This window comes from Ruegeria sp. BE1, from assembly GCF_056538885.1.
On the sequence record NZ_JBQFTY010000001.1, the window covers coordinates 771,720 to 797,586 of the forward strand.

Annotated in this window: 24 protein-coding genes; 15 read left to right on the top strand and 9 right to left on the bottom strand. The window is 60.4% G+C overall.

What is annotated here, in order from left to right; translation table 11 throughout:
- The first annotated feature begins 55 nt into the window (after positions 1 to 55).
- Positions 56 to 985 (top strand): glycine--tRNA ligase subunit alpha, encoded by a 930-nt coding sequence (locus ACR0J5_RS03860; RefSeq protein WP_480650585.1) that lies wholly within the window; start codon positions 56 to 58, stop codon positions 983 to 985.
- Between the two features lie 8 nt (positions 986 to 993).
- On the opposite strand, the gene ACR0J5_RS03865 is transcribed toward ACR0J5_RS03860, so the two are convergent.
- A complete protein-coding gene (locus ACR0J5_RS03865) occupies positions 994 to 1,620 on the bottom strand; it encodes a MarC family protein (protein WP_480650587.1) in 627 nt (208 codons plus the stop codon).
- A gap of 97 nt (positions 1,621 to 1,717) precedes the next feature.
- Between ACR0J5_RS03865 and ACR0J5_RS03870 the strand changes: the two genes are divergently transcribed.
- From ACR0J5_RS03870 to glmM, 9 genes are all read left to right on the top strand, one after another.
- Positions 1,718 to 2,239: a DUF6446 family protein gene (locus ACR0J5_RS03870; RefSeq protein WP_480650589.1), complete on the top strand. Its 522-nt coding sequence runs from the start codon at positions 1,718 to 1,720 to the stop codon at positions 2,237 to 2,239.
- A 7-nt stretch (positions 2,240 to 2,246) separates the two neighbouring features.
- Positions 2,247 to 3,461: a sodium/glutamate symporter gene (gene gltS, locus ACR0J5_RS03875; protein WP_480650591.1), complete on the top strand. Its 1,215-nt coding sequence runs from the start codon at positions 2,247 to 2,249 to the stop codon at positions 3,459 to 3,461.
- Between the two features lie 9 nt (positions 3,462 to 3,470).
- Positions 3,471 to 5,669 carry a glycine--tRNA ligase subunit beta gene (gene glyS, locus ACR0J5_RS03880; protein ID WP_480650593.1) on the top strand — a complete coding sequence of 733 codons (2,199 nt, stop codon included), beginning with the start codon at positions 3,471 to 3,473 and terminating at the stop codon, positions 5,667 to 5,669.
- A 64-nt stretch (positions 5,670 to 5,733) separates the two neighbouring features.
- Positions 5,734 to 8,274 carry a putative PEP-binding protein gene (locus ACR0J5_RS03885; RefSeq protein WP_480650595.1) on the top strand — a complete coding sequence of 847 codons (2,541 nt, stop codon included), beginning with the start codon at positions 5,734 to 5,736 and terminating at the stop codon, positions 8,272 to 8,274.
- A 186-nt stretch (positions 8,275 to 8,460) separates the two neighbouring features.
- Positions 8,461 to 9,102: a cell wall hydrolase gene (locus tag ACR0J5_RS03890; protein ID WP_480650597.1), complete on the top strand. Its 642-nt coding sequence runs from the start codon at positions 8,461 to 8,463 to the stop codon at positions 9,100 to 9,102.
- A gap of 73 nt (positions 9,103 to 9,175) precedes the next feature.
- Positions 9,176 to 10,543, top strand: a complete 1,368-nt coding sequence (locus tag ACR0J5_RS03895) for a multicopper oxidase family protein (RefSeq protein WP_480650599.1) — start codon at positions 9,176 to 9,178, stop codon at positions 10,541 to 10,543.
- A 102-nt stretch (positions 10,544 to 10,645) separates the two neighbouring features.
- A complete protein-coding gene (locus ACR0J5_RS03900; protein ID WP_480650601.1) occupies positions 10,646 to 11,566 on the top strand; it encodes a dihydroneopterin aldolase in 921 nt (306 codons plus the stop codon).
- Positions 11,563 to 12,561 carry a dihydropteroate synthase gene (gene folP, locus ACR0J5_RS03905; protein WP_480650602.1) on the top strand — a complete coding sequence of 333 codons (999 nt, stop codon included), beginning with the start codon at positions 11,563 to 11,565 and terminating at the stop codon, positions 12,559 to 12,561. Before ACR0J5_RS03900 ends, folP begins: the two co-directional genes overlap by 4 nt.
- A 36-nt stretch (positions 12,562 to 12,597) precedes the next feature.
- Positions 12,598 to 13,941 (top strand): phosphoglucosamine mutase, encoded by a 1,344-nt coding sequence (glmM, locus tag ACR0J5_RS03910; RefSeq protein ID WP_480650604.1) that lies wholly within the window; start codon positions 12,598 to 12,600, stop codon positions 13,939 to 13,941.
- Here glmM and ACR0J5_RS03915 read toward each other — a convergent pair.
- Positions 13,938 to 14,840 carry a DMT family transporter gene (locus ACR0J5_RS03915; protein ID WP_480650606.1) on the bottom strand — a complete coding sequence of 301 codons (903 nt, stop codon included), beginning with the start codon at positions 14,838 to 14,840 and terminating at the stop codon, positions 13,938 to 13,940. The two genes, glmM and ACR0J5_RS03915, sit on opposite strands and share 4 nt — an antisense overlap.
- Before the next feature lie 78 nt (positions 14,841 to 14,918).
- Positions 14,919 to 15,941, bottom strand: a complete 1,023-nt coding sequence (gene ilvC / locus ACR0J5_RS03920; RefSeq protein ID WP_480650608.1) for a ketol-acid reductoisomerase — start codon at positions 15,939 to 15,941, stop codon at positions 14,919 to 14,921.
- 131 nt (positions 15,942 to 16,072) lie between these two features.
- Between ilvC and ACR0J5_RS03925 the strand changes: the two genes are divergently transcribed.
- Both ACR0J5_RS03925 and ACR0J5_RS03930 read left to right on the top strand, forming a co-directional pair.
- Entirely contained in the window at positions 16,073 to 16,528 is a 456-nt protein-coding gene (locus ACR0J5_RS03925; RefSeq protein ID WP_480650610.1) for an Lrp/AsnC family transcriptional regulator, read from the top strand.
- Entirely contained in the window at positions 16,525 to 16,983 is a 459-nt protein-coding gene (locus tag ACR0J5_RS03930) for an Lrp/AsnC family transcriptional regulator (protein WP_480650612.1), read from the top strand. Before ACR0J5_RS03925 ends, ACR0J5_RS03930 begins: the two co-directional genes overlap by 4 nt.
- Positions 16,984 to 16,989: 6 nt before the next feature.
- Here ACR0J5_RS03930 and ACR0J5_RS03935 read toward each other — a convergent pair whose 3' ends face one another.
- The gene (locus ACR0J5_RS03935) at positions 16,990 to 17,604 is read right to left on the bottom strand and encodes a GntR family transcriptional regulator (protein WP_480650614.1); all 615 of its coding nucleotides are present in this window, start codon (positions 17,602 to 17,604) and stop codon (positions 16,990 to 16,992) included.
- A 321-nt stretch (positions 17,605 to 17,925) separates the two neighbouring features.
- Here ACR0J5_RS03935 and ACR0J5_RS03940 point away from each other — a divergent pair, with 321 nt between their 5' ends.
- Positions 17,926 to 19,053 (top strand): aminotransferase class V-fold PLP-dependent enzyme, encoded by a 1,128-nt coding sequence (locus ACR0J5_RS03940; RefSeq protein ID WP_480650616.1) that lies wholly within the window; start codon positions 17,926 to 17,928, stop codon positions 19,051 to 19,053.
- 12 nt (positions 19,054 to 19,065) lie between these two features.
- Here the strand turns inward: ACR0J5_RS03940 and ACR0J5_RS03945 are convergent, their stop codons facing one another.
- The 3 genes from ACR0J5_RS03945 to ACR0J5_RS03955 form a co-directional block, all read right to left on the bottom strand.
- The gene (locus tag ACR0J5_RS03945; RefSeq protein ID WP_480650618.1) at positions 19,066 to 20,262 is read right to left on the bottom strand and encodes a UbiH/UbiF family hydroxylase; all 1,197 of its coding nucleotides are present in this window, start codon (positions 20,260 to 20,262) and stop codon (positions 19,066 to 19,068) included.
- 73 nt (positions 20,263 to 20,335) lie between these two features.
- A complete protein-coding gene (locus tag ACR0J5_RS03950) occupies positions 20,336 to 20,584 on the bottom strand; it encodes a hypothetical protein (RefSeq protein WP_480650620.1) in 249 nt (82 codons plus the stop codon).
- A gap of 86 nt (positions 20,585 to 20,670) precedes the next feature.
- Positions 20,671 to 21,315 carry a pyrimidine 5'-nucleotidase gene (locus ACR0J5_RS03955; RefSeq protein WP_480650622.1) on the bottom strand — a complete coding sequence of 215 codons (645 nt, stop codon included), beginning with the start codon at positions 21,313 to 21,315 and terminating at the stop codon, positions 20,671 to 20,673.
- Positions 21,316 to 21,415: 100 nt separating this feature from the next.
- On the opposite strand from ACR0J5_RS03955, the gene ACR0J5_RS03960 reads away from it, so the two are divergent.
- Positions 21,416 to 22,063, top strand: a complete 648-nt coding sequence (locus ACR0J5_RS03960; RefSeq protein ID WP_480650623.1) for a GntR family transcriptional regulator — start codon at positions 21,416 to 21,418, stop codon at positions 22,061 to 22,063.
- 3 nt (positions 22,064 to 22,066) lie between these two features.
- Here the strand turns inward: ACR0J5_RS03960 and ACR0J5_RS03965 are convergent, their stop codons facing one another.
- Together ACR0J5_RS03965 and carA are read right to left on the bottom strand one after the other, a co-directional pair.
- The gene (locus ACR0J5_RS03965) at positions 22,067 to 23,941 is read right to left on the bottom strand and encodes a glycosyltransferase (protein WP_480650625.1); all 1,875 of its coding nucleotides are present in this window, start codon (positions 23,939 to 23,941) and stop codon (positions 22,067 to 22,069) included.
- A gap of 84 nt (positions 23,942 to 24,025) precedes the next feature.
- On the bottom strand, positions 24,026 to 25,192 hold the full coding sequence (carA, locus tag ACR0J5_RS03970) for a glutamine-hydrolyzing carbamoyl-phosphate synthase small subunit (protein WP_480650627.1): 1,167 nt from the start codon (positions 25,190 to 25,192) through the stop codon (positions 24,026 to 24,028).
- A 184-nt stretch (positions 25,193 to 25,376) separates the two neighbouring features.
- On the opposite strand from carA, the gene ACR0J5_RS03975 reads away from it, so the two are divergent.
- A complete protein-coding gene (locus ACR0J5_RS03975; protein ID WP_480650629.1) occupies positions 25,377 to 25,862 on the top strand; it encodes a GatB/YqeY domain-containing protein in 486 nt (161 codons plus the stop codon).
- Positions 25,863 to 25,867 lie beyond the last annotated feature (5 nt).

Below are 25,867 nucleotides of genomic sequence, written 5' to 3' on the forward strand. Positions count from 1 at the left end.
ATAGGAAGGGTCAAACCCATCGGAACCGGGCGCGGATGCGTCCAAAGGGAATGTCATGACCGAACCCAACAGCGCACCTCGTTCATTTCAGGAAATTATCCTGCGACTTCAGACCTATTGGGCGTCGAAAGGCTGCGCCATCCTGCAGCCTTATGACATGGAGGTGGGCGCAGGGACGTTCCACCCGGCGACGACGCTGCGCGCCTTGGGGTCCAAAGCGTGGGCTGCGGCCTATGTTCAGCCGTCCCGCCGCCCGACCGATGGGCGCTATGGCGAGAACCCGAACCGGTTGCAGCACTATTACCAGTATCAGGTGCTGATCAAACCCAGCCCGCCGGACCTGCAAGAGCTGTATCTGGGCTCGCTTGCGGCCATCGGCATCGATATGGACCTGCATGACATCCGCTTTGTCGAGGATGATTGGGAAAGCCCAACTTTGGGCGCATGGGGTCTGGGCTGGGAAGTCTGGTGTGACGGTATGGAAGTCAGCCAGTTCACCTATTTCCAGCAGGTCGGCGGCCATGACTGCGCGCCGGTATCAGGCGAACTGACTTATGGGCTTGAGCGTCTGGCCATGTATGTATTGGGCATCGACCACGTTATGGACATGCCGTTCAACGACCCGCAATCCCCCAGCCCACTGACCTATGGCGACATCTTCAAACAGACCGAGGAAGAGTACGCCCGCTGGAACTTTGACGTGGCGAACACTGAAGTGCTGCTGCGCCATTTCGAAGAGGCCGAGGCCGAATGCGCCGCCATTCTGGCGCAGGAACATGACGACCCGAAAACCGGCAAGCGCATTGTCATGGCGCACCCGGCCTATGACCAGTGCATCAAGGCCAGCCATGTCTTTAACTTGCTGGATGCGCGCGGCGTGATCTCGGTAACGGAACGTCAGGCCTATATCGGCCGCGTTCGCGCGCTGGCGAAACAATGCGCGGATGCGTTCCTGCTGACCGAGGCCGCCGGGTTCGAGGTGTAATGGGGCGCTCAGGCCAAACCGGGCAGCAGCACTTTCAGGCCATCAGCGATCATGCTGACGGCGATGGCCGACAGGATCATGCCCATGAAGCGGCTCATGATCACGCGGGCGTTGTCCGACAGGCGTTTGGCCAGGGCCGAGGCGTTCCAGAAGGTGATGAACAGCAAGAACAGCACCGCCAAAAATACCCCCGCGTAAAGAATGGCGTCTGCGGGTTTCGCGATGTGATGTGCATAAAGGATCAGCGTGGTGATCGTACCCGGGCCCACCAGAATGGGGAATGCCAGCGGGTAGAAGGCCACCGTCGCGGGTTCGGGATAGGATTGCTGCTCGCCTTTGGTTCCGTGATGCGGGGTGCTTTCCTTACCGCTCAGCATGTTCAGGCCGATCATCAGAACGACCAGCCCACCAGCGACGCGCAGGTCGTCCACGCTGATGCCGAACAGACCCAGCGCCTTGTTTCCGACCGCCGCAAACGCCGCGCCAAGGATCAGGCAATAGAGGGCCGTTTTCGCCGCCACCTTGCGTTGGTCAACGGGGGGCAGGCCGTCGGTAACGCTCAGGAAAATGGGCAGGTTGGTGATCGGGTTCATGATCGCAAACAGCGCGCCGAAGAACCCAACGGCAAGGGTCATGTCCATTCCAGAAACCTCATTCCCTTCTGTAATGGTTCGGAAACTGGCCTATTTCCCCTAAAGTTGAAAGAGGCCGCGTGATCAGGATGTTGAAAAGATGACGGGAAAACTGCTTGCACTTATCCTTGTGGTGTCCGCCATCGCGGCCGGATTCGGCATGTACTACCTTCAGGTCTACGGGTTCTACTATGATGTTGAGCCGAACCCCGGTCAGGACGTTGCGATACTGGCTCAAGGCGCGACAGATCCGCAGCCGATCCCGTATTCGGCGTTTCAAGCGATTGACGCCGACAGTTCCCCCATCCGCTACCGGGCCTGTTTCCAGACCGATCTGAGCGCCGAGGATCTGGCCGCGTTTCAGCCTGTTGAAAACCCTGAACCGCTGACCGCGCCGGGCTGGTTTGACTGCTACGATGCTGTTGCCATTGCCGACGCGTTGAAAACCGGGCAGGCGCAGGCGTTCATCGGGGCTAAGAATATCCACTATGGTGTGGATCGCATCGTGGCCGTGACCTCGGATGGAAAAGGCTATGTCTGGCACGCCCTGAACAATTGCGGCGAAAAGGCTTATGACGGAACGGTTGTGGGCGAGGAATGCCCACCCCGACCCGAAAGCTGAGGGCCCCATGACTGACGCCGCGCTGCACGTTCCCAATTTCCTGACCGCCACGCTGGGCATCGCGGTCTATCTGATTGGGGCCGAGATCAATGCGCGCGTCGCAATGCTGCGTCAGTTCAATATCCCCGAACCGGTCACGGGCGGTTTGCTGGCCTCGTTCACGCTGTTGTTTCTGTATCTTGTGACGGGCCTTGAGCTGAGTTTCGATCTGTCTGCGCGTGACTTCCTGCTGATCGTGTTCTTTGCGGGGATCGGGCTGAACGCCCGGTTGGCTGATTTGATTTCCGGCGGCAAGCCTCTGTTGCTGCTGCTCATTTTAACGCTGTTGACGATCATAGCCCAAAACGTGGTCGGCGCTGCCGGAGCGGTGGCGTTCGGCTATCCGGCGCAGGCGGGGGTTCTGTTCGGCTCAGCCGCCCTGATCGGTGGGCATGGCACTGCCATCGCCTGGGCACCCGAGGTTGGTGCAGTCACCGGCCTAAGTGGTGCGACCGAATTGGGTGTGGCCGTGGCGACTCTGGGCCTTGTTCTGGCGGCGGTGGTGGGCGGGCCTATTGCCCGCTTTCTGGTTGAGGGTAAGAACCTGACCCCGGATCGCCCTGACGAAGAACATACGGTCGGCCTGCCGGACGAGGCGACCGAGGCCGAGGCCAAGATCGATCACCTCACCATCATGCGCGTTCTGCTGCATCTGAATCTGGCCATCATCTTCGGCTATATGCTGAACGAAGCAATTGATGCGACGGGGCTGAAGCTGCCTCTGTTCGTGCCCTGCCTGATCATGGGGATCGTGATTGCCAATATCCGCGCGGCTCTGGCACCCAACGCGCCGCCCGTATCGCGGACACCATCGCTGGCGTTGATCTCGGAATTCTCGCTGGGCGCGTTTCTGGCCATGTCATTGATGAGCCTGCAGCTATGGACCATTGCCGAACTGGGTCTGGCCATCGTCGTCATCATGGCAGCACAGACGCTGTTTGCCGTGGCTTTCGTGATCTGGGTGCTGTTCCCGGTGATGGGCGGCAACTATCGCGCCGCTGTTCTGTCCGCCGGGTTCGGCGGCTTTGCCCTGGGCGCGACCCCCACCGCAATTGCCAATATGACCGCAGTAACCAAGCGATATGGCCCATCGCCTATTGCCTTTATTGTGCTGCCCCTTGTATCCGCCTTCTTTGTGGACATCGCCAATGCCGTCGTCATTCAGACGATCGTAAATTTCTAAGGACCGAAAATGCCCGACCTGCTGATCGAACTGTTTTCCGAGGAAATCCCCGCCCGCATGCAGACCCGCGCCGGTGAGGACCTGAAAAAGCGGATCACCGATGGTTTGGTCGAGGCGGGCCTGACCTATGCCGGCGCGGCAGCGCTGACCACGCCCCGCCGCCTGACGCTGGCGATTGAGGGGCTGTTGGCCGAAAGCCCCACCATCCGCGAGGAACGCAAAGGCCCCAAGGTCGGCGCGCCGGACAAAGCCATCGAGGGTTTTCTGCGCGGCGCTGGCCTGACCCGCGATCAGTTGGAAGAGCGTGATACGCCCAAAGGCGCGGTCTATTTCGCCACCATCGAAAAGCCGGGCCGACCGGCGGCCGAGATCGTGGCCGAGGTGCTTGAGGCGACCATCCGTAACTTCCCCTGGCCCAAATCGATGCGCTGGGGCAGTGGTCCCCTGCGCTGGGTCCGTCCGCTGCATTCGATCCTGTGTATTCTGTCGGATGAGACAGGCGCGCAGGTCGTTCCACTGGACGTCGACGGCATTGCGTCCGGCGACACCACCGCCGGTCATCGCTTTATGGCCCCGGCTCGGTTCGCGGTGACCTCATTTGATGACTATTCGGCCAAGCTGAAAAGCGCCTTTGTGGTCCTGAACCCGTCTGACCGGGCTGAACATATCTGGAACGACGCCCAGAACATGGCTTTTGCTGCCGGTCTGGAAGTGGTCGAGGATAAGGGGCTGCTGGCCGAGGTTGCCGGGCTGGTCGAATGGCCCGTGGTTCTGATGGGGCAGATCGACGATGAATTCCTGAACCTGCCGCCCGAGGTGCTGCAGACCTCGATGAAAGAGCATCAGAAGTTCTTCTCGGTCCGCAATCCCAAGACCGGCCGGATTGAACGGTTCATCACCGTTGCCAACCGCGAGACCGCCGACAATGGCGCGACCATTCTGGCAGGCAACCAAAAGGTTCTGTCCGCCCGTCTGGCCGATGCGAAATTCTTCTGGGAAAATGACCTGCGGATCGTCAAATCCGACGGGTTCGAGCCTTGGGTCGAGAAGCTGGATGTGGTGACCTTCCACGCCCAGTTGGGATCGCAGGGTGAGCGGGTGGCGCGGATCGCTGCGCTTGCGCATGAGCTGGCAACCGCTACTGGCGCAACGCCCGCTTTGGCGATGATGGCTGCGCAGGGGTGCAAGGCGGATTTGTCATCGGAAATGGTTTATGAATTCCCCGAACTTCAGGGCCTGATGGGTCGCTACTATGCCGACGCCGCCGAACTGCCAGCCAAGGTTGGGAAGGCGAGCGAGGAGCATTACTCGCCCCTTGGCCCGTCGGATGATGTGCCGACTGCACCGGTCTCGGTGGCTGTTGCGTTGGCGGACAAGCTGGACACGTTGACCGGGTTCTGGGCCATTGATGAAAAGCCCACCGGATCGAAGGACCCCTTTGCTTTGCGCCGTGCCGCGCTGGGCGTAATACGGTTAATCCTGACCAATGATCTGCGGCTGCCTTTGAACGCGACCTTCGAAAGTGCGCTGAAAATCCTGCTGAAACTGCCCGAATGGCAGGCCGCATTGCTGGAGGCCAAGGCCAAACAAGCCACAGCCGAAGACGCCGACGCCGCCGCGCAAGAGGTGCACGGTCTGGCCCATCAGGTCGAAGCGGCCAGTGCCATGGTGGCTGCGGCCCCGGCGGACCTGTTGTCCTTCTTCCACGACCGCCTCAAAGTGTTTTTGCGCGATGAGGGCATCCGCCATGACATTATCGATGCCTGCATCGCGATGGACGGGAATGACGATCTGAACCTGCTGGTCAAACGCGCCCGCGCGCTGAACGCCGTGATCGCGACCGAGGATGGCGAGAACCTTGTGCAGGGCTTCAAACGCGCCAACAATATCCTGACCCAGGCCGAGGAAAAGGACGGCGTCGAATACTCCTACGGTGCGGATGTGAAATTCGCCGAGACAGACAGTGAAAAGGCGCTGTTTGCGGCCCTTGATGGGGCTCAGGACAAGATCGACGCAGCGCTGAAGGCCGAGGATTTCCCTGCGGGCATGTCCGCCATGGCCGCGCTGCGCGGTCCGGTCGATGCGTTTTTCGAAGATGTTCAGGTCAATACTGACAATGACATCCTGCGCCGCAACCGCCTGAACCTGCTCAGCCAGATCCGGCAGGTCTGTTCCAGCGTGGCGGACCTCAGCAAGATCGAAGGCTAAGCCAGAACGCCCTTGCGCCAGTGGTGCAGGGGCTTATGCTGCGTGCAAACCAAAAGGTGCCGCAGTGCAGAATAATCCGCATACCACTCTGATCACGACCAACGCGCCCGTGGCCACAACAACCCATGGCGGGCGGGCGAAATGCCTGCAACGTCTGGTCCGGCTGGATTTGCCGGTGCCACGCACGGTGGCACTGTCCTTTGATGCAGTGCAGAAAATCGCCGAAGGGCAGGTGCCCGATATCGCGGCCATTCTGGATCAGTTCGATCAGAGCGCGCTTTTGTGCGTACGGCCCAGCTCCGAAGACCCCGATTGGGGCGGTCCGGGTGCGGTTCTGAACATCGGCATGAATGATGCCCGCTATGTTGACCTGTCGGATTCCATGGGGGCCGAGGCCGCCGCTGCCCTGTATCTGCGCTTTGTCCAAAGCTATGCAATCCATGTGGCGCGTCTGGATGCGGATGTGTTCGATGACATTGACGCCGATGGATGCGAAGGTCTGCGCCTATCCCTGCAGGCCTATGAAGGTGAGACTGACGAGGCTTTCCCCCAGGATCAGGGTGAGCAACTGATTGGCGTGCTCAGATCGATGGCGCGGGCGTGGGATGGCACCTCGGCCCGTTTGTTGCGGCAGGCCAAGGGGGCACCGGCGGATGCCGGGCTGGGGCTGGTCATTCAGGAGATGATCCCGGGCGTTGGGCAGGGTGAGTGCGGCTCGGGTGTGTTGCAACTGATCGACTCGACGACTGGAATGCCTCAGATCACAGGCCGGTATCTGAGCCAGAGCCAGGGGCGCGATGCGCTGGGGGACGACGTTGCCGCTCTCTATCTGGAAAAGGACCCGCGTGGGAAGTCTTTGGAAGAGGTCGCGCCAGACGCCTTTGCCAGCCTCAAAGCGCATGCGGCGCTGATGCGCACCAAGCTGCGCGAGGAAATGCAGGTCGAATTTGTCATCGAAAATGGCCATGTACATATTCTGGACGGTGTGCGCGTGCAACGCAGTGCGCGTGCTGCGCTGCGGATCGCGGTGCGGCTGGCCGAGGATGGCATCATCCCGCCGCAAGAGGCGGTGATGCGCGTGGACCCTCATTCTCTGAATGAGATGCTGCACCGGCAAGTCCACCCCGAGGCGCGCCGCGATGTTCTGACCACCGGGATCGCCGCCAGCCCGGGTGCGGCCACCGGCAAGATCGTATTCACTGCGGCCGAAGCGCAGGCCAGCGCCGCACGCGGTGAGCCCTGTATTCTGGTGCGCCGCGAAACCTCGCCCGAGGATGTGCGTGGTATGCATGCCGCCGTCGCTGTTCTGACCGAGAAGGGCGGCATGACCAGCCATGCCGCTGTGATTGGACGGGGGCTGGGTCTGCCGTGTATCGTCGGTGCCTCTGAGATGCGGTTTCAAACCAAGAAACGTCTGCTTTCTGCCCCTGACGGTCGCGTGTTCAAAACCGGAGATACGCTGACGATCGATGGCACGTCAGGGCAGGTGTTGGCCGGACAGCCCGCCATGCTTGAGGCCGCGCTGGATGATTGCTTCCAGACGTTGATGGGATGGGCGGACAAAGAGCGTGACATCGCCATTCGCGCCAACGCAGACACGCCTGCCGATGCGCAGACTGCGCGCAATTTCATGGCGCAGGGGATTGGGTTGTGCCGGACCGAGCATATGTTCTTTGATCCGGGCCGCCTGATCGTGATGCGCGAGATGATCTTTGCCCAAACCCCATCAGGCCGGGCTGCCGTGCTGGCGCGTCTGTTGCCCATGCAGCGTGAAGATTTTGTGCAGCTTTTCCGGATTATGGAAGGGCAGCCCGTCTGCATCCGCCTGTTCGATCCGCCCTTGCACGAATTCCTACCGACCACGCGCAGCGGGCAGCGTGAACTGGCCGAAGCCTTGGACCTGCCGGTGTCAGACGTAGAACGGCGCGTGGCGGCGATGACCGAATACAACCCCATGCTGGGGCTACGCGGTGTTCGGCTGGGCGTGACCGTGCCGGAAATCTACGACATGCAGGCCCGCGCCATTTTTGAGGCCACGCTTGAGGCCAGCAAAGACGGGGCCCCCGTGGTGCCCGAGGTTATGATCCCACTGGTCTCCGCCAAGCGAGAGGTTGAGCTGGTTAAATCCCGTATCGACTCTGTCGCCGCCGCCGTCGCCAGCGAACGGGGGCAGGAGTTCGAATATCGACTGGGTGTCATGGTCGAGACGCCGCGCGCCTGCCTGCGGGCTGACGAAATCGCGCCGCAAACCGCGTTTCTAAGCTTTGGTACCAACGACCTGACCCAGATGACCTATGGCCTGTCGCGCGATGATGCGGGGCGGTTCATGTCAGCCTATGTGCGTCAGGGTGTTTTTGCCGAAGACCCGTTCCATGTTCTCGATGCTGATGGGGTCGGGGAATTGCTGAAACTGGGATCTGAGCGTGGACGTCAGGCGCAGCCGGAAGTTACACTGTCCGTATGCGGTGAACACGGCGGCAACCCCGAATCAATCGCCCTTTGCCGCGACCTTGGGTTTGACTATGTATCCTGCTCTCCGTTCCGGGTGCCGGTCGCTCGGCTGGCTTCCGCTCAACTGGCGATTTCGTCCAGACTTGGGGGTTGACTTGGGCCAAAAGCCCTAGGATTAGTGGTTTTCAGGTGACCTTGTGGCGAGAGTTTTTTCGCTCACGGGCGGTTTTCCACTTGCTTTTTCTTCTGAACTGGACGTCCTGACCGGATTGCGCTAGATGCCTCGTCGCGCCCGCCGGGGGAGGGTACGGCGCGATAAGTGCCTGTGCGAGGTTATCTGATGCTACGATACATACTGGCTGCTGCCACCATGGCGGCAACCATGCTGCCGAGTGTGTCTTTCGCTGAAAGGGAAGCCACCGATACTGCCAAAAGCGAACTTGTCAGCCGGACCGAAGTTCCCGGCCAAAATTTTCGCGACTATCTGACAATGTTCAAGCCGCGCAAAGCGCTTGAGCCAAAAACTGTTTCCTACTCCAAAGACTGGCTGGACCAACAACCCAAAGCCAGCGGAGATGAGAATTTCAACTGTCTGGCCGAGGCCCTGTATTTTGAGGCGCGGGGCGAAAGCGTGCGCGGACAGTTTGCCGTGGCCGAGGTCATCCTGAACCGTGTCAAAAGCAGCCGTTTCCCGAATTCGCTGTGCGGTGTGATCAAGCAGGGCACCGGCAAGAAATACCAGTGTCAGTTCACCTACACCTGTGACGGCCATAAGGAAGTCATCCGCGAGAAAAAAGCCTATGAGCGTGTGTCCAAAGTGGCGCGTGCGGCGATTGACGGGATCTCGAAAGAACTGACTGAGGGCGCCACGCACTACCACACCACCGCAGTGCGCCCGTCCTGGTCACGCGTCTACAAAGAAACCGCGCGGATCGGTGTTCATATTTTCTACAGGCACAACTATCAAACCGCGAGCAACTGATTGACGCACCCGCGCTGGAAGCTTGCTGGCGCGGGGCGTTCTATGATCTAGATTGCGGGCCAGGAGGCCCGCAATGATATTTTCCCGCCGTGTTTTTCTGAAATCTGCCGCTGCCTTGACGATGCTGCCAAAGGCCTCTTTGGCGAAGCCCGCCCATTTGGTCGCACAAACAGCTACGCAACGGATTGCGCCCGAGGGCTTTCCTGACACGCCGGTCTGGACCTATGGCGGCAGCGTTCCAGGGTCTGAGATCAGGGTGCCGCAGGGCGGGCGCGTTCAGCGCCGGTTGGTCAACGATCTGCCCCAGCCTACAACGGTGCATTGGCACGGTATTCGGATCGATAACGCGATGGACGGTGTGCCGGGCCTGACACAGGACCTTGTCGCGCCGGGGGGAGGTTTCGACTATGACTTTATTGTGCCTGATGCGGGAACTTATTGGTATCACGCACATAATCGCTCGGTCGAACAGGTGGCGCGCGGGTTGTACGGACCTCTGATCATCGAAGAACCCCAAGCCCCGGATGTGGATCAGGACCTGACCCTGATGCTGGATGACTGGCGTTTGGACCCCGAGACGGCGCATATCGTGGAGGATTTCGACAATGGCCACGATCAAAGCCATGCCGGGCGGCTGGGCAATCTGGTGTCCGTCAACGGGCAGTTCGATCCCGTCTTTTCCGTGCAAACCAATGAGCGCCTGCGCCTGCGCCTGATCAACGCGTCGAACGCGCGGATCTATGATCTGTCACTGGACGGGTTAGCGGGATGGATCGTGGCACTTGACGGAATGCCGCTGGAAACGCCGCTGCGGGTTGAGGAGAGCTTTCCACTGGCACCGGCACAGCGCGCCGACCTGATTTTGGATGTTCAGGCCGAGACGACGGCAAGCCTTGTCAGCCTTGAGCGTGAGGGTGGATTTGGCCTCATGCGGTTTGCGGTGTCGGGGCAGGCGGCCCGAACCGCGCGCACGGGAATAACCCCATTGCCATCAAACCCTTTGCCGCGTCTGGAATTGGACGGCACACCCCTGCACCAGATGCGTCTGCAGGGCGGGGCGATGCGTTGGCTGGACTCGGCCAAGCTGGGCGGGACCGACCTGTCCGGTCAGGAACTGGCGCAATTGGGTCGGTTCTGGGCGCTGAATGGTTATGCGGAGCGTCCGCAGACCCCGTTTCTGGATGCGCCTCTGGGGTCCGCTCACAGGATTGAGTTTGTCAACGAAACCGCCTTTCCGCATGCCATGCATCTGCATGGGCACCACTTTCGCCTGATCCTGGCCGATGGCAGCCTCGGGCCCTGGCGCGATACGGTTCTGGTCGGGCGGGGCGAGACGCGGCAAATCGCGTTGGTGACGGACAATCCGGGCGATTGGCTGCTGCATTGTCACATGCTTGGGCATGCCGCTTCGGGCATGATGAGCTGGTACCGGGTGTCCTGACGCCGCATTCGGTGACTAGAATGGCGCGTGAGGCAGTGCTATACGCCCGCGCATCGTTTAGTTTTGGCTGACCAGCCCACCCAGCACGAAAAGGTCCGTTGCATGAGCTCTGAAATCCGTCTTGCCTTTGCGCACCCGTCCGAGCGCTCTGAGGCGACAGCGACGCGCGGCCCGCTGGATCGTATCTCGTTGCGGGATCATATCGTCGAGGTTGAGATCGGCGCCTTTCAGGCCGAGCGCGGCACGACGCAGCGCATCTGTTTCAACATCGTGGTCGAAGTGCAGCCGCTGACCGATCCGATTGACGATGACGTGGATCGCATCCTGTCCTATGACCGTGTGACCGAGGCGATTGCCCATGAACTGGCCGCCGAACGTCTGAACCTGCTTGAGACGCTGGCCGACCGTGTGGCGGAACGTATTCTGCTTGAGCCTCAGGCTGTAAGGGCCTTTGTTCGCATCGAAAAACTGGATCGGGGTCCCGGCGCTCTGGGTGTTGAAATCGTGCGCGGAAAGGACACGGTTCACCATGAAGTGGTCGAGGAAGAACGCCCGCATCCCCGGCTGGTCTTCCTGTCGAATGAGGCGATTGCCTCGGACAATCTGACCGGGTGGATCGATCAGTTGGAAAACCGTCAGCGCCCGCTGATCCTGTGCGTCGGCGCGGCAGAGATGCCCGTTTCGCAAACCGGGCACGCGATGACGCAGCGCCGGATTGACCTGCTGGCGATCGAGCAGAACGCATGGGTTCTGGCCGCCCGCGACCACCGCTGCGTGGTTGTTTCGACCCGGACCGAGCTGGACTGGGCCATGAAGAACGGCCAGATCAGTGTCTGGGCCCCGTCCAAGATCGTGCTGGATGCGGTGGATGGCCCCTCGGCAGCTCCGTCGGATGCGGTTGCATTGGCGGCGTGGTTCGCGGCCACGTTCGAGGCCAGTGAAATGATGGTGATCGGCGGCGCTTTGCCGACCGACCCCCAAACGCCGCTGCGTGCTGTTTCAGTGGATCAGGCACAGTTGTGAGCACCTATTACCGTCCGCTGGTTCAGCATGGCCAGGCCCGACCTGCTGGGGCCGTGCCTCTTGCTGGGCAGGACCTGTGGTTCACCCATGCTGAGCGGATTTCGCGGTCCGCCGCGCCGGTTATTGTGACAGCGCAAGACATTCCTGAGGACATTCTGACCCGTCTGAGCCGCCCAAGGGCCGGTATTGCGGGTTTGGATGTGAACCGCCCGCAGATCATGGGTATCCTCAATGCGACGCCCGACAGTTTCTCGGATGGAGGGCTGCACAATTCAGTCGAGGCCGCGGTCGCATCTGCAGAGCGGATGGTTCAAAACGGTGCCAGCATTCTGGATATCGGCGGCGAGTCGACCCGCCCGGGTGCCTCTTACGTTCCCGAAGACGAAGAGATCGCGCGCACCCAACCCATTATCACAGCGATCCGAGCCAAAACCGATGCGTTGATTTCAATCGACACGCGCAAGGCCAGTGTCGCGCAAGCCGCGTGGGAGGCTGGCGCGGGCCTGATCAACGATGTGTCCGGGTTTACTTTTGACGAACAACTGGCCCCGTTCTGTGCGGGGGTGGGGGCTCCGGTCTGTGTGATGCACATGCAGGGCGATCCGGCGACGATGCAGGATGATCCGCAGTACGCCGACGTTCTGCTGGACGTTTATGATTTCCTCGATGGCATGGTCGCACAGTTGGAACGGCTTGGCCTGAGCCGGGATCAGATCGTTGTGGATCCCGGTATCGGATTTGGAAAAAACCAGGATCACAACCTGGCATTGTTGCAAAACATAAGTCTTTTCCACGGAGTCGGCTGTCCGATTTTACTGGGCGTGTCGCGCAAAGGCTTCATTGGCCATATAGGGCAAGAACCCCGCAAGGATGCTCGGGCACCGGGTTCCATCGCCGTGGCCTTGGCGGGATTGGCGCAGGGGGTGCAGATCCTGCGGGTGCATGACGTGGCCGAGACCTCTCAGGCCTTGCGTCTGTGGGTTGCGGTCCGGTAATCCCATTCGCAAAGAGTTATTTGACGGAGTTTGAAGATGCGCAAACTGTTCGGAACCGATGGCGTGCGGGGTACTGCCAACACGCATCCGATTACGGCCGAGATGGCCTTGCGCATTGGGGCGGCTGTAGGGCGGTACTTCCGGCGGGATCATTCCTCGGCCCATCGGGTGGTGATCGGCAAGGATACGCGCCTGTCCGGGTATATGCTGGAAAACGCGCTGACGGCGGGGCTGACGTCTACGGGCATGAACGTGCTGTTGCTGGGGCCGGTGCCGACACCTGCGGTCGGGCTGATGACCCGCTCGATGCGGGCCGATCTGGGGGTCATGATTTCGGCCAGCCACAACCCGGCCGAAGATAACGGGATCAAGTTCTTTGGCCCCGATGGCTATAAGCTGTCGGATCAGGCCGAGCTTGAAATCGAACGCCTGATCGAAGAGGGCGTTGAGCCGACGCAGGCGCAAAACATTGGTCGGGCACGCCGCGTGGACGATGCGCGTTTCCGCTATGGTGAGCGGATCAAATCTTCGCTGTCGCGCAGTGTGCGGCTGGACGGGTTGAAAGTGGTGGTCGATTGCGCCAATGGCGCAGCCCACCGCACCGCGCCCGAAGTCTTGTGGGAGCTTGGGGCCGATGTCATTCCCGTCGGCGTCGCGCCAAACGGTAAGAACATCAACCTGAATTGCGGATCGACAAAACCTCAGCTGGCGGCCGAGACGGTCGTGGCCCATGGCGCGGATGTGGGGATTTGCCTTGATGGCGACGCTGACCGCGTGGTGATGGTGGACGAGAACGGTCAGGTGGCCGATGGCGATCAGCTGATGGCGCTGCTGGCGACCAGCTGGGCCAAGGCCGATCGCCTGCAAGGCGGCGCGCTGGTTGCGACGGTAATGTCGAACCTTGGGCTGGAACGCCATCTTGAGGCGCAGGGCCTGCGGCTGGAACGCACCGCTGTTGGCGATCGCTATGTGGTCGAACGGATGCGTGAGGGCGGGTTCAATCTGGGCGGTGAGCAATCGGGCCACATCGTCATGAGCGACTACGCCACCACCGGTGATGGCCTTATGGCCGGTCTGCATTTCCTGGCCGAGATGGTGCATTCGGGACGCAAAGCCTCGGAACTGTCCGTGCAGTTCGAAACCGTTCCGCAATTGCTGAAGAATGTGCGCTATCAGGATGGGCAGGCCCCGCTGGAAAACAGCACTGTCAAAGCGGCCATTGCGGATGCCGAATCCCGTCTGACCGGGCAAGGGCGCCTGTTGATCCGAAAGTCGGGCACGGAACCTCTGATCCGGGTGATGGCGGAATGCGAGGATGACACGCTGCTGACTCAGGTCGTTGACGGTATCGTGGCCGAGGTTGAGGCCGTCGCCGGCTAACGCCCGATCAGCATTTTGCGCAGGCTGAACCACTGGCTGATGGCCAGCCCGGTCAGGATCATCACAAGGGCGATGTAGAATCGCAGGGGCAGGGCTTCGGACAGGATCCACGCCCCGAAAATCATTGACCAGATCGGCACCTGATAGTTGACCAGCGTCATGAACACAGACCCCGCGCTGCGAATGATTGATACGCGCAGCAGCGTGGCAAAGGCTGTGGGTAACAGCCCCAGGGCGATGATCGCAAGGCCGGGGCGGGTGCCCTCCCACCGGGGCAGGCCCTCGGTCATCACCATGATCGGCACCAGCAAGGCGGCCCCCACCACCAAGGACAAGGCGGCCAGCGTGACCGGATCAATAGGCGGGCAGCGCCGGGTCAGGATCGAGGCGCAGGAATAGCACAGGGCGGCGGCGATACAGGCCAGCTGCGCCACGGGTTCCGCGCCCTGACCAATCTGCATCAGACCGGGGCCGATCAGAACCAATGCGCCGCAAAATCCCAATGAGACGCCCAGAAAACGGCGAAGGTTCAGCGGCTCATCTGAGAAGAAATGCGCCAGTGGCAGAACCATCAGGGGAATCGCGGCCATCGACAGGCCCGCAAAGGCCGAGGGCACATATTGCTGCCCCCAGCTCAGCAGCATGAAAGGCAGCGCGGTCGATAATACGCCTGTGATGGCGATGTAGAACCACAGTGTCGGATTGCCGGTTGGTATCTTGCGCCCGGTCAGCGCCATCATCGCCAGCAACGTCACCGCCCCCAGCGTGGTGCGTGCGGTGGCGACTGTGACGGGCCCATACCCCTCTAGCGCTATGGCGACCACCATGAACGTCCCACCCCAGATGAGGCCCAGAGTGATGACGCCGCTCCAATCGCGGGATGTGGGTTGGTCAACCATGATACGCCTTGGGAATTGAGGCTGCAGTGACAAAAAAGGGCGGCACAATGGCCGCCCTTTCCGAAAGACCCGTCAGGATCAGTTCTTTTCCTTGTCGACCATTTTACCAGCCGAGATCCAGGGCATCATGGCGCGCAGTTTTGCGCCGGTTTCCTCGATCATGTGCTCGTCATTGGCGCGGCGCGACGCTTTGATGGTCGGCTGACCAACGGCGTTCTCCAGCATGAAGTCGCGAACGAATTTACCCTGCTGGATGTCGTCCAGAACCGCTTTCATGCGCGCTTTGGTCTCGTCGTATTTCAGGATACGCGGGCCGGTGACATACTGGCCGTATTCGGCTGTGTTCGAGATCGAGTAATCCATGTTCGCGATGCCACCTTCATAGATCAGGTCCACGATCAGCTTCACTTCGTGCAGACACTCGAAATAGGCCATCTCGGGCGCATAGCCTGCCTCTACCAGTGTTTCAAAGCCGCAGCGGATCAGCTCGACCAGACCGCCACACAGAACGGCCTGCTCACCAAACAGGTCGGTTTCGCATTCTTCGCGGAAGTTGGTCTCAATAATGCCCGAGCGACCGCCACCGATGGCCGAGCAATAGGACAGGCCGATTTCCAGCGCTTTGCCGGTTGCGTCGTTGTTCACGGCTACCAGGCAGGGCACGCCGCCGCCTTTGACATATTCGCCACGCACGGTGTGGCCGGGGCCTTTGGGGGCCATCATGATGACGTCCACGCCTTCTTTCGGCTCGATCAGGCCAAAGTGGACGTTCAGGCCGTGGGCAAAGGCAATCGCTGCGCCGGGCTTGATGTTGTCATGCACGTATTTCTTGTAGGTCTCGGCCTGCAGTTCGTCGGGCATGGTGAACATGATGACGTCGCACCACGCGGCGGCTTCGGCGATACCCATCACCTGCAGACCTTCACCTTCGGCTTTTTTGGCCGAGGGCGAGCCTTCGCGCAGGGCGATGACCAGGTTCTTGGCACCCGAGTCGCGCAGGTTCAGCGCGTGTGCGTGGCCCTGGCTACCATAGCCCAGAATGGCCACTTTTTTGTCTTTGATCAGGTTGATGTCGCAATCGCGATCGTAATAGACGCGCATGATTTCGGTCCTTTCAGTTGCGGTTGCTGTGCTTTTAGTTCCGTTGATCTTAGATGGCGAGCGGTGAACCATTGAGTATTTGCGAAAAAGATGAAAAATTATTCATCAGATAGCGAGGTTTTGAAAAATTCATGCTTGATGATCTGGATCGGCGCATTTTGCGCCATTTACAACCCGAGCCTACACTCTCCATGGCCGAGCTGGCCGAACGGTGTGGGATCAGCCAGGGTGTTTGCTGGCGCCGGGTGGAAAAGATGCAGGCCGCAGGTGTTATTCAAGGGCAAGAGGCGGTCATCGACTGGGCCGCGCTTGGCTACACGGTCGAGGTCTCGTTGCGGGTGACGTTGGACAAGACCCAACCCCGCGCCTTTGATGAGTTCACGGCCGCCGCGCGGGTTGTCCCCGAAGTGATTGAAATCCAGACCTTTCTGGGGCGTGTCGATGTGCGGCTTTCGGTGCTGGCGCGTGACATGTCCCATTATCAGGAAGTTTACCGCGACCGCATTCTGACCCTGCCGCATATCGCCGACATCGAGGCCCTGATGCATATCGCGCGGGTGAAATCCAACGAGGTCTTGCCGGTATGATCGATCTGGATGACACCGACCGGCACATTCTGCGGGCCTTGGCGCAGGACGCCACCCAAAGCGCGGGGGCTTTGGGGCGCAAACTGGGGCTGTCTCAACCCGCCACGTGGCGGCGTATCCGGCGGCTGGAAACGGCGGGTATCATCCGGGGCCGTCGTCTGCGCCTGAACGCCGAGGCGCTGGGATTCGGTGTCACGGTTTTCCTGGGCGTCAAACTGGCCCGAAAAGGGCAAATCAGCCTTGAGGATTTCGAGCGCGCCGTCAGCGCCATCCCCGAGGTTCAGACCGTCGAACACGTGCTGGGTCTTTACGATTATCGCCTGCGGGTGGTGGCCCGCGACCTGTCTGATTTTGAGCGTGTTCTGCGACGCCGGATCATGACCTTGCCGGGCGCAGGCGATGTTGAGGCAAACGTGCTTCTGAGCGAAGAGAGGCTGCCCGGCCCGATTGGCTAGGGCCGGTCAGTATCTGGTACGGATGCAAAAGCCGGGATGATGCGTCATCCGGGCAAAGGTCATCGGCACGCCGTCTTTCCACGTGGTGCGCTCCAGTTGGATCATCGATGTTCCGGCGGTGGTGCCCATGAACTCGGCCAGACGCCCGTCTGCGGAAATCGCGCAAAAGGCGATCTCAGCCTCGGTAAATGGCGCGACGTTCAGCAGCCATTCATGCGGGCCCTGATCGCTCAGGTCGGCATGCTCGACATCGGGAACCGAGTCGATGTTGATCCAGCGTTCTTCAAGCTGAAAGGGACGGTTATCGGCGTAGTGCATGCAGATGACATGCAGCACCCGTGCATCCGGTGACACGCTGAGCTGCGAGGCAAGCCAGCCAGGGCTGGGCACGATGTTCCGCTCAACCAAGGCATATCGATAAGCTGAGTTTTGGCCCTCAACTGTTTGGCGTGTCAGCGAAAATTCAAGTTTGGCGTGTTTGCTGGGTTCCTTCTTGACCCGCGTGCCGCTTTTGCGCTTACGCTCGACAAATCCCTGTTCAGCCAGTTCGCGCAAAGCCCGGTTAACGGTAGCGCGTGCACAATTGAATTCTTCGGCCAGCTGCGTTTCGGTGGGCAGCAACGATCCCTGTGGCCAAATCCGGTTCTCAATACGACGTTTGACTTCGTCCCGTATGACTTGAAAACTGATCCGCTTTTGAGCAGTCACGAGAAGCAATACCTTTCTTCTACAAAGTGTATGTATCTGTTCAGAAACACCTCAGGGTGTAAAGGGGTGGTGACACTATTTGGCGTCACGTTGAGGTACAATTAATGTTGGAACAGTAAATTTTAGAGGTGGGAAATAAAGTTCCGTTGCGTCAGTTGCTTGCGCAAGATAACTGCCTTACCAATCCCGGAGGCACGAGTCACGTAGCCTGAAAACTGTTTGAAAGGACAATTCATGCCGGCGCTTTTGAATAGCATTGACCCCGATGGGCTTGAGGAGTTTTCGGTCGTCTTCACGGACCGCTCTCTGAACCATATGTCGGCTCGGTTTCAGACCGTCATGCGTGATATCTCAGCGATGCTTAAGGATGTGTATAACGCCGATGGGGTCGCTGTGATTCCGGGCGGCGGCACCTACGGGATGGAGGCCGTGGCCCGTCAGTTTGCGCGCAATGCCAACGTTCTGGTCGTGCGGAACGGGTGGTTCTCTTACCGTTGGAGCCAGATCATCGAATCTGCGGAACTGACGGCCTCGGCCACGGTGCTCAAGGCGCGGCAGACCGGAAATTCCAACCCGTCGCCCTTTGCCCCTGCGCCGATCGAAGAGGTGGTTGCCGCGATCCGTGAACAGCGCCCTGATGTTGTCTTCGCGCCCCATGTCGAGACATCGGCCGGCCTTATTCTGCCCGATGACTACGTGACCGCGATGGCCGAAGCCGCACATGAGGTCGGCGCGCTGATGGTGCTGGACTGCATTGCCTCGGGCTGTGCCTGGATTGACATGAAGGCTACGGGCGTCGATGTCCTGATCTCGGCCCCTCAGAAAGGTTGGAGCGCCTCGCCCTGTGCCGGTCTGGTCATGCTGTCTGAACGGGCTGAGGCGCGGTTGGAGCAGACAAGCTCGGACAGTTTCGCTGTCGATCTGAAGAAATGGCGTCAGATCATGCAGGCGTATGAAAATGGCGGGCATGCTTATCATGCGACCATGCCCACGGACGCATTGCAGGCGTTCCGCGACACCATGATTGAAACCCGCGACTATGGCTTTGAAAAGCTGCGGGATGCGCAATGGGCCTTGGGCAACGGTGTCCGCGCCATGCTTAAGGAAAAAGGCGTTGTGTCGGTGGCCGCAGATGGGTTTGGCGCGCCGGGTGTTGTCGTCAGCTATACCTCGGACGCCGAGGTGCAGAATGGCAAAAAGTTCGCGGCCCTTGGCATGCAGATCGCAGCCGGTGTGCCGCTGCAATGCGATGAGCCCGAGGGATTCAGCACCTTCCGTCTTGGCCTCTTTGGGCTGGACAAGCTGTATGATGTGGACGCCACGATTGCGCGGCTGAAGCGCGTACTGGATCAGGTTCTCTGATCCCCTTGGGCCTCAGCGTACGCCGAGGCCCATCTGCATCAGCGTCTTACGCACAGGCGGCAGGGAATAAAGCGCATTCAGCCCCATCGCCCGCGCATCACGTAGCGGCCGTGCCTCGATCATCGAGGCGCGGTTCAGCAGGTCGATACCCTTCACGCGCATCTCAACCTCGGTATGGCGCGCCTTGTGATAGGCATCGAGCATTTGGACGTCACCCAAACCCTCGGGGCGGGCTTGGGCCAGATCCAGCAGACTGCGCAGATCGCCCAACGACATGTTCAGACCTTGTGCGCCGATGGGCGGCACCACATGGGCGGCCTCGGCCATCAAAGCGATGCGTTCTCCCGAAAGACGCTCGGCCGATTGGCTGATGATCGGCCAGATCGTCCGGCGCGAAGCCAGTTTCAACGACCCGAACAACCCGCAAGAGCGTTCGGTCATCAACGCTTCGAAGTCTTCCGGCGCGGTGTTCAACAGCTCAACCGCACGGGGGCCGCGCTCCATCCAGACAATGGCTGACGACGGCTGACCCTGCCAGTCGGGCAGGGGCACCAGGGTGAACGGCCCGCCCGACCGGTGAATCTCGGTTGAGACATTCTCGTGCGGGACCGGATGTGTTACGGCGAAAGCCAGCGCCTTTTGGCCGTAGCGTGTGGTGTGGACATTGATCCCGGCTGCCTCGCGCATGGGCGAATTCCGCCCGTCCGCCGCCACCACCATTTTACAACGGACACGGCTGCCATCACTCAGGCCCACGCGGGCCTCAGCGGTACGGGTGAACAGGCTGACGGTGCCGGTGCCGGGGCGGAAATCCACGTTGGGCAGTTCTGCCAGACGGGCGACCATCTCGCGCCGCAACAGCCAGTTGGGCAGGTTCCAGCCAAAGGGCTGGTCCGAGATATCGGCGGCGTTGAAATCGCGCACCACGCGGGGTTCGGGCACGTCGCCGCCTGCGTCCACAATGCGCATGATCTGCAACGGTGCGGCGTGGGCGTCCAGACGCTGCCACAACCCGCATTGTTCCAACAGCCCTTGTGCCGGTTGCAGAAACGCCGTGGTCCGCAGGTCGGACCCGTCCACGTCACGCTCGGTGATGGGGGGGGTGGGGTCGACACAGATCACGTCGAACCCAGCGCTTCCAAAGGCCGCCGCAGCGGTCAGCCCGGCGATTCCTCCGCCGGAAATCAGGATGTCACAGCTGTCTTTCATGACCTTGGCCTCCGTTTTGGCAAAACCTAGTGCGGTTCCGCGCAAGGTGCCAAGTGACATCCTGTCCCGTGCATCAGCCGCGTGAAATCAGGATGAGGATCAGGAACATCACCGGAACCATCATCACGGCGGGGATATAGAGACCCGGAAGCCCGAACAACAGGGTCGAACAGCCCCACATGCTGACGATGGCAAGGGCGGTATAACCCCAATCATCACCTTCGGCGTGGGCGGCATCCTTGGCCATCCAGCCGAACAGGGGGATTGCAAACAACAGGCGCTGCCAAATGGGCAGGCGCCGAGGCATCTCGATCGCGCTCATGGGGTCTCCGATTCTGTTCGTCGCTGAGGCGCATATAGGGGCGTTGCTGCAGCTGCAGAATGTGCAGATCGTCGCAGTGTGACAGCCTATCGCAGACGCGCCAGAAACGCGGTTAGATCATCGGTGTGGTGGTGAATATGATCGGCCTCATGCGGCTCGGGCGCGACGTGAACTGTGCGCATTCCCATAGCGTGGGGGGCGGCCAGATTGCGGGGGTCATCCTCGAACATCGCGGCACGCGCTGTGTCGATTCCATCCTGCGCAAAGATCGCCTCGAACGCGGCTTTTTCCGGCTTGGGGCGATAGCCCGCATGTTCAACCCCATAGATCGCGTCAAACAGACCACTCAGGCCGCGCGCCTCAAGCACACGTTCTGCATAGGGGGCGCTGCCATTGGTATAGACGATCCTGCGGCCGGGCAGGGAACGGATATGGTCGGCCAGCTCGGCATCGGGGTCCATATGGCTCAGGTCAACCTGATGCACCGCGTGCAGATAGGGATCGGGGTCCAGATCGTGTTCGGCCATCAGCCCGGCCAGCGTGGTGCCGTATTCCCGCCAATAGTGCGAGCGCAGCCGGTCGGCTTCGGCCCGGTCCACACCGATGGTCTGCACTACGTACTCCGTCATCAGCACCTCGATCTGGTCGAACAGGCGCATGTGGGGCGGGTAAAGGGTGTTGTCGAGGTCGAACACCCATTGAGTGACGTGGGAAAAGGCCGGTTTCACCATGCCTTGGGTTTAGGGCGCGAACGCCCGGTTTTCAATGGCGCTCTTGATCCGGGGGGCAGGTGACGGATAGACATGACCGAACGAGGAGACAAACCACCCAATGCCCCAATCCAGACAGCCGTCCAAAGACGCGTACAGCCTGATACTCGAAGCGATTGACGTCGGTGTTTACCGACCCGGTGATCGCCTCGTCGAAAGCGAGCTGGCCGAGCGGTTCGGTGTCTCGCGCACTCCGATCCGCGAGGCGCTGCAGCGGTTGGAAACCCAGTCTCTGCTGGAACGGGACGGCCGGTCACTGATTGTTGCCTCGCTGACCCATAACCAGATGGCCGAGCTTTATGTGGTGCGGCGTGAGTTGGAGGGGCTTGCCGCACGTCTGGCCGCCAAACACGCGACGGATGAAGAGATCCGGGTGCTACAGGAAATGGTCGCCGAAGATGATGCTTTGGTGAACGATCCCTCAGCCCTGTCGCGCGCGAACAGACGCTTTCACGAGCAGATTCATCTGGCTTCGCATAACCGCTATTTGGTGCAGCAGCTGGATCTTGTGCATCGGACTATGGCGCTGATGGCAACGACATCACTGGCCGTCGAGGGCCGCGGGGAGGTTGCCCAAAGCGAGCACAAGGCGATAGTTGATGCGATCGCCACCCATGACGAGGATGCGGCAGAACGGACCCTGAAAGAGCATATCTCGGTCGCTTTCATGACCCGTTTGAAACAGGATGCGACCCGGCGCGAAGGCTGAACGCTAGGAGACCGGGGTTTCTTCACTGGCCTGGCCATGCTGTGTCTTGTCCCAAAAGAACGGGTCAAGTGCCAGTTCCCACAGGGCTTTGTACGCGGCCAGCACGCCCAATGGGAAGTAAAGCGGCATCGTCACGAGCCACGGCAGCAAGAACCGTCTTTCCTGTGCTGCGACGGCCAGCACTCCGGCCAATAGGTTGACGAATTCGGCAAACAGGAACAGGCCGATCAGAGCAGCCATCCCCGCCGCAGGCAGGATCGGATCAACCGGACTGCTGAGACCAAAGGTGGTCAGCCAGAACAGCCACAGGACCGGGGCCAGTAAAAACTGCCCCAGCGTCCCCAGAAAAAACGCCTGAACCCCCAGAAAGCGCCAGAGGCCCAGATCCCGCAGCAACCTGACGGGCGAGCGCATGTGCACAAGATAGGTGACCATGAAGCCCTTAAGCCATCTCGAACGCTGACGAACCCAGGGCCAGGCGCGAAAGTTGGCCTCTTCGTAGGTTGCTGTGTCGACCATCTCGGTACGATAGCCCGCACGGGACAGACGCACGCCAAGATCGGCGTCTTCGGTCACGTTATGGGCATCCCATCCGCCCAGTTCCAACAGCTTGTCGCGGCGAAAGAAGAAGGTTGTTCCGCCCAGGGGCACAACCAGACCAAGCCGTGCGATGCCCTGCAGAACCACCCGGAACCAGCTGTTGTATTCGATGGTAAAACAGCGTGACCGCCAGTTCGTGCGAGGATTGTAGTAATCCAGCACCCCTTGCAGGCAGACCACGTCCGGCGCGGCCTGCGCGAAATCACGCACGACCCGTTCGATCTGATCGGGTTGCGGGGCATCTTCGGCGTCCCAGACACCGATGATGTCCCCATGACAGAAATCCAGCGCATAGTTCATCGCCCGGGGCTTGGTGGTCAGACCGTTGCGTTCCGGTACTTCGACGGTTCTGATCCAACTGGGCAGGTTGACCTTGGCCAACGTGGATCGTGTCAGATCATCGCTTTGTTCGAGGACCAACACGACGTCCAACAGCGCTTTGGGGTAGGTCAGCCGCTTCAACCGGCGGATAAGCGCGCCTGCAATTTCTTTCTCTTTATACAACGGCACCATGATCGAGACTCGCGGCAAAGCCTGCGGCGGGGTTGGTGCCGGTGGGTGTTTCCCCTCAATCATTCTCTGCCAGAGGTAGCTCATCACCCCGGCAAGGCGCAGTGACAGGAACAATAATAGGCTTAGAACTGCGGCACCCACCAGTACGGCCACGCCGGCCAGAGGGAAAAGGGCCAGTAGTGCAGCGGCAAAAACGACCGCGAAGGCCGGACCGATACGAGACCGCAAAGTCCAGGATCGACAGCTTTGCTCAATATCCACTCGGGTCTCGGCGGCTTTGGCCAAATCGTCAGAAAACACGTTTGCGATGGCGGTCTCGATCTGGTGGGCCGACGCAAGGACGGGAATTATGACCAGGCCTGTGTCCTGCAGTTCATCTCGCACGGTTGTGAATAGATCGGTCCGTTCTGTTGCAACCAGTAGGATGGGACCAATACGCTGCCAGGGAATGACACTGTGGGTCAGCCAGAACGTGGCCGGTTTGATTGCGCATAGTTCGGGGTCTGGGGGGACGTTGCCAAGATCGGCGATTTGCAAGCCAGATTGTTCGGATACGGCATCCAATACATCCTGTCGGTCGACCCATCCTTCGGCCACAAGGATTTCACCCAAAGGGGCGCGTTGCCACGTTTGCAGAAACAGCGCTTCGTCCAGTTGGGATTGGGTGATCAGACCGCGATCAAGCAGGCACACCCCCAATGGTTTGCGATGCCGTGCAGGGATTGGCGCGGCATGCGCGAAATGCTGCAGGCTATGCTGAACCATAAAGAAACAACCCTGAAACGGTGACCCGTTGTCAGGGTTGCTCAACTTAGGTTAACAGCCGGTTAACCATGGCCGGTCTTCGTATTAAGCCTGTGCTTTTTGCGCGGCCATCGCATCGGCAAAGCGTTCGAACAGATAGAAACTGTCCTGTGGGCCGGGCGAGGCCTCGGGGTGGTACTGAACCGAGTACACGGGACGTTCGGTCATGCGGATGCCGCAGTTCGAGCCGTCAAACAGCGACCGGTGGGTTTCCACTACACCGTCGGGCAGGGACTGGGCATCCACTGCAAAACCATGGTTCATCGAGGTGATCTCGACCTTACCGGTGTCCAGATCCTTGACCGGGTGGTTTGCTCCGTGGTGGCCGTGATTCATCTTGACGGTCTGACCGCCGAGGGCCAACGCCAGCATCTGGTGTCCCAGACAAATGCCAAAGACGGGCAGGTCGGTGGTGCCAAGAACCTCTTTGATCATCGGAACGGCATATTCCCCAGTGGCCGCCGGATCACCGGGACCGTTGGACAGGAAGACGCCGTCAGGGTTATGGGCCAGCACCTCGGCCGCGGTCGCTGTGGCAGGCAGGACGGTCACATCGCATCCGGCCGAGGCCAGACAGCGCAGGATGTTGCGCTTGGCACCATAGTCAATGGCGACAACCTTGTGCGCCGGGGCCTCCTGACGGGTATAACCGTCGGGCCAGGCCCACCGCATCTCATCCCAGCGATAGCTTTGGGCGCAGGTGACCTCTTTGGCCAGATCCATTCCTTCCAGCCCGGCAAAACCGCGCGCGGCGGCAACCAGAGCTTCGATATCGAAATTACCCTCGGGGTCGTGGGCCAGGGCCACATGCGGTGCGCCTTGCTGGCGGATGGCACGGGTCAGGCGGCGGGTGTCGATGCCGCCAATGGCGATGCGGCCACGACGCGTCAGCCAGGTTTTCAACTCTTCGGCCGAGCGCCAGTTCGAAGGCTCGGTCGGGTCCCATTTGACCACCATGCCAGCGGCAACAGGGTCGCCTGTCTCGTCATCCTCGGGGTTCACGCCGACATTGCCGATATGGGGGAAGGTAAAGGTCACGATCTGGCCCGCATAGGACGGGTCGGTCATGATCTCCTGATACCCGGTCATTGCGGTGTTAAAGCACAGCTCGGCGACGGTCTGACCGGTGGCACCAAAGCCCATCCCGTAGAACAATGTGCCGTCGGCCAATGCCAGACATGCGGTGGGCTTGGACGGGGCGTTCTGGGCCATGGCGCGACTCTCCTGCAAGGTAAACCGGCGCATACCTAAGGGGGTTCCGCCTTTGGGTCAAGCCTGTTCAAATTTTGGGCTATTGTTATATTTCAATGACTTAGAGATATTCGCTTCCGGTTGTGTCGCGCTTTTTGTTTCGATATGGTCGGGGTTCCTTTTTCCATGGGGATGGACAGATCATATGGATATGCGATCACGGGTGAACACCGCCCTGAAGCAAGCAATGAAAGACAAGGAAGCCGAGCGTTTGTCGACGCTGCGGCTGATCAATGCGGCCATCAAGGACCGCGACATCGCCTCGCGCGCGTCGGATAACGAAGAGGCCAAGGGCTGCGGCGATGCCGAGGTTCTTGAAATCCTTGGGAAAATGACCAAGCAGCGCAAGGAAAGCGCCCGCGCCTATGAAGAGGGCGGACGGCTGGATCTGGCCGAGCGTGAGCTGCGCGAAGTTGAGGTGATCGAGGAATTCCTGCCCAAGCAATTGGATGAGGACGAGGTCTCGAAAGCCATTCTGACCGCAATCACGGCGACCGGAGCAGGCTCGATCCGCGATATGGGCAAGGTGATGGGTGAGCTTAAGACCCGGTACACCGGCCAGATGGATTTCGGCAAGGTCGGCCCGATGGTCAAAGACCACCTATGCGCCGCCTCCAGCGGCAGTTGCTGAGACCT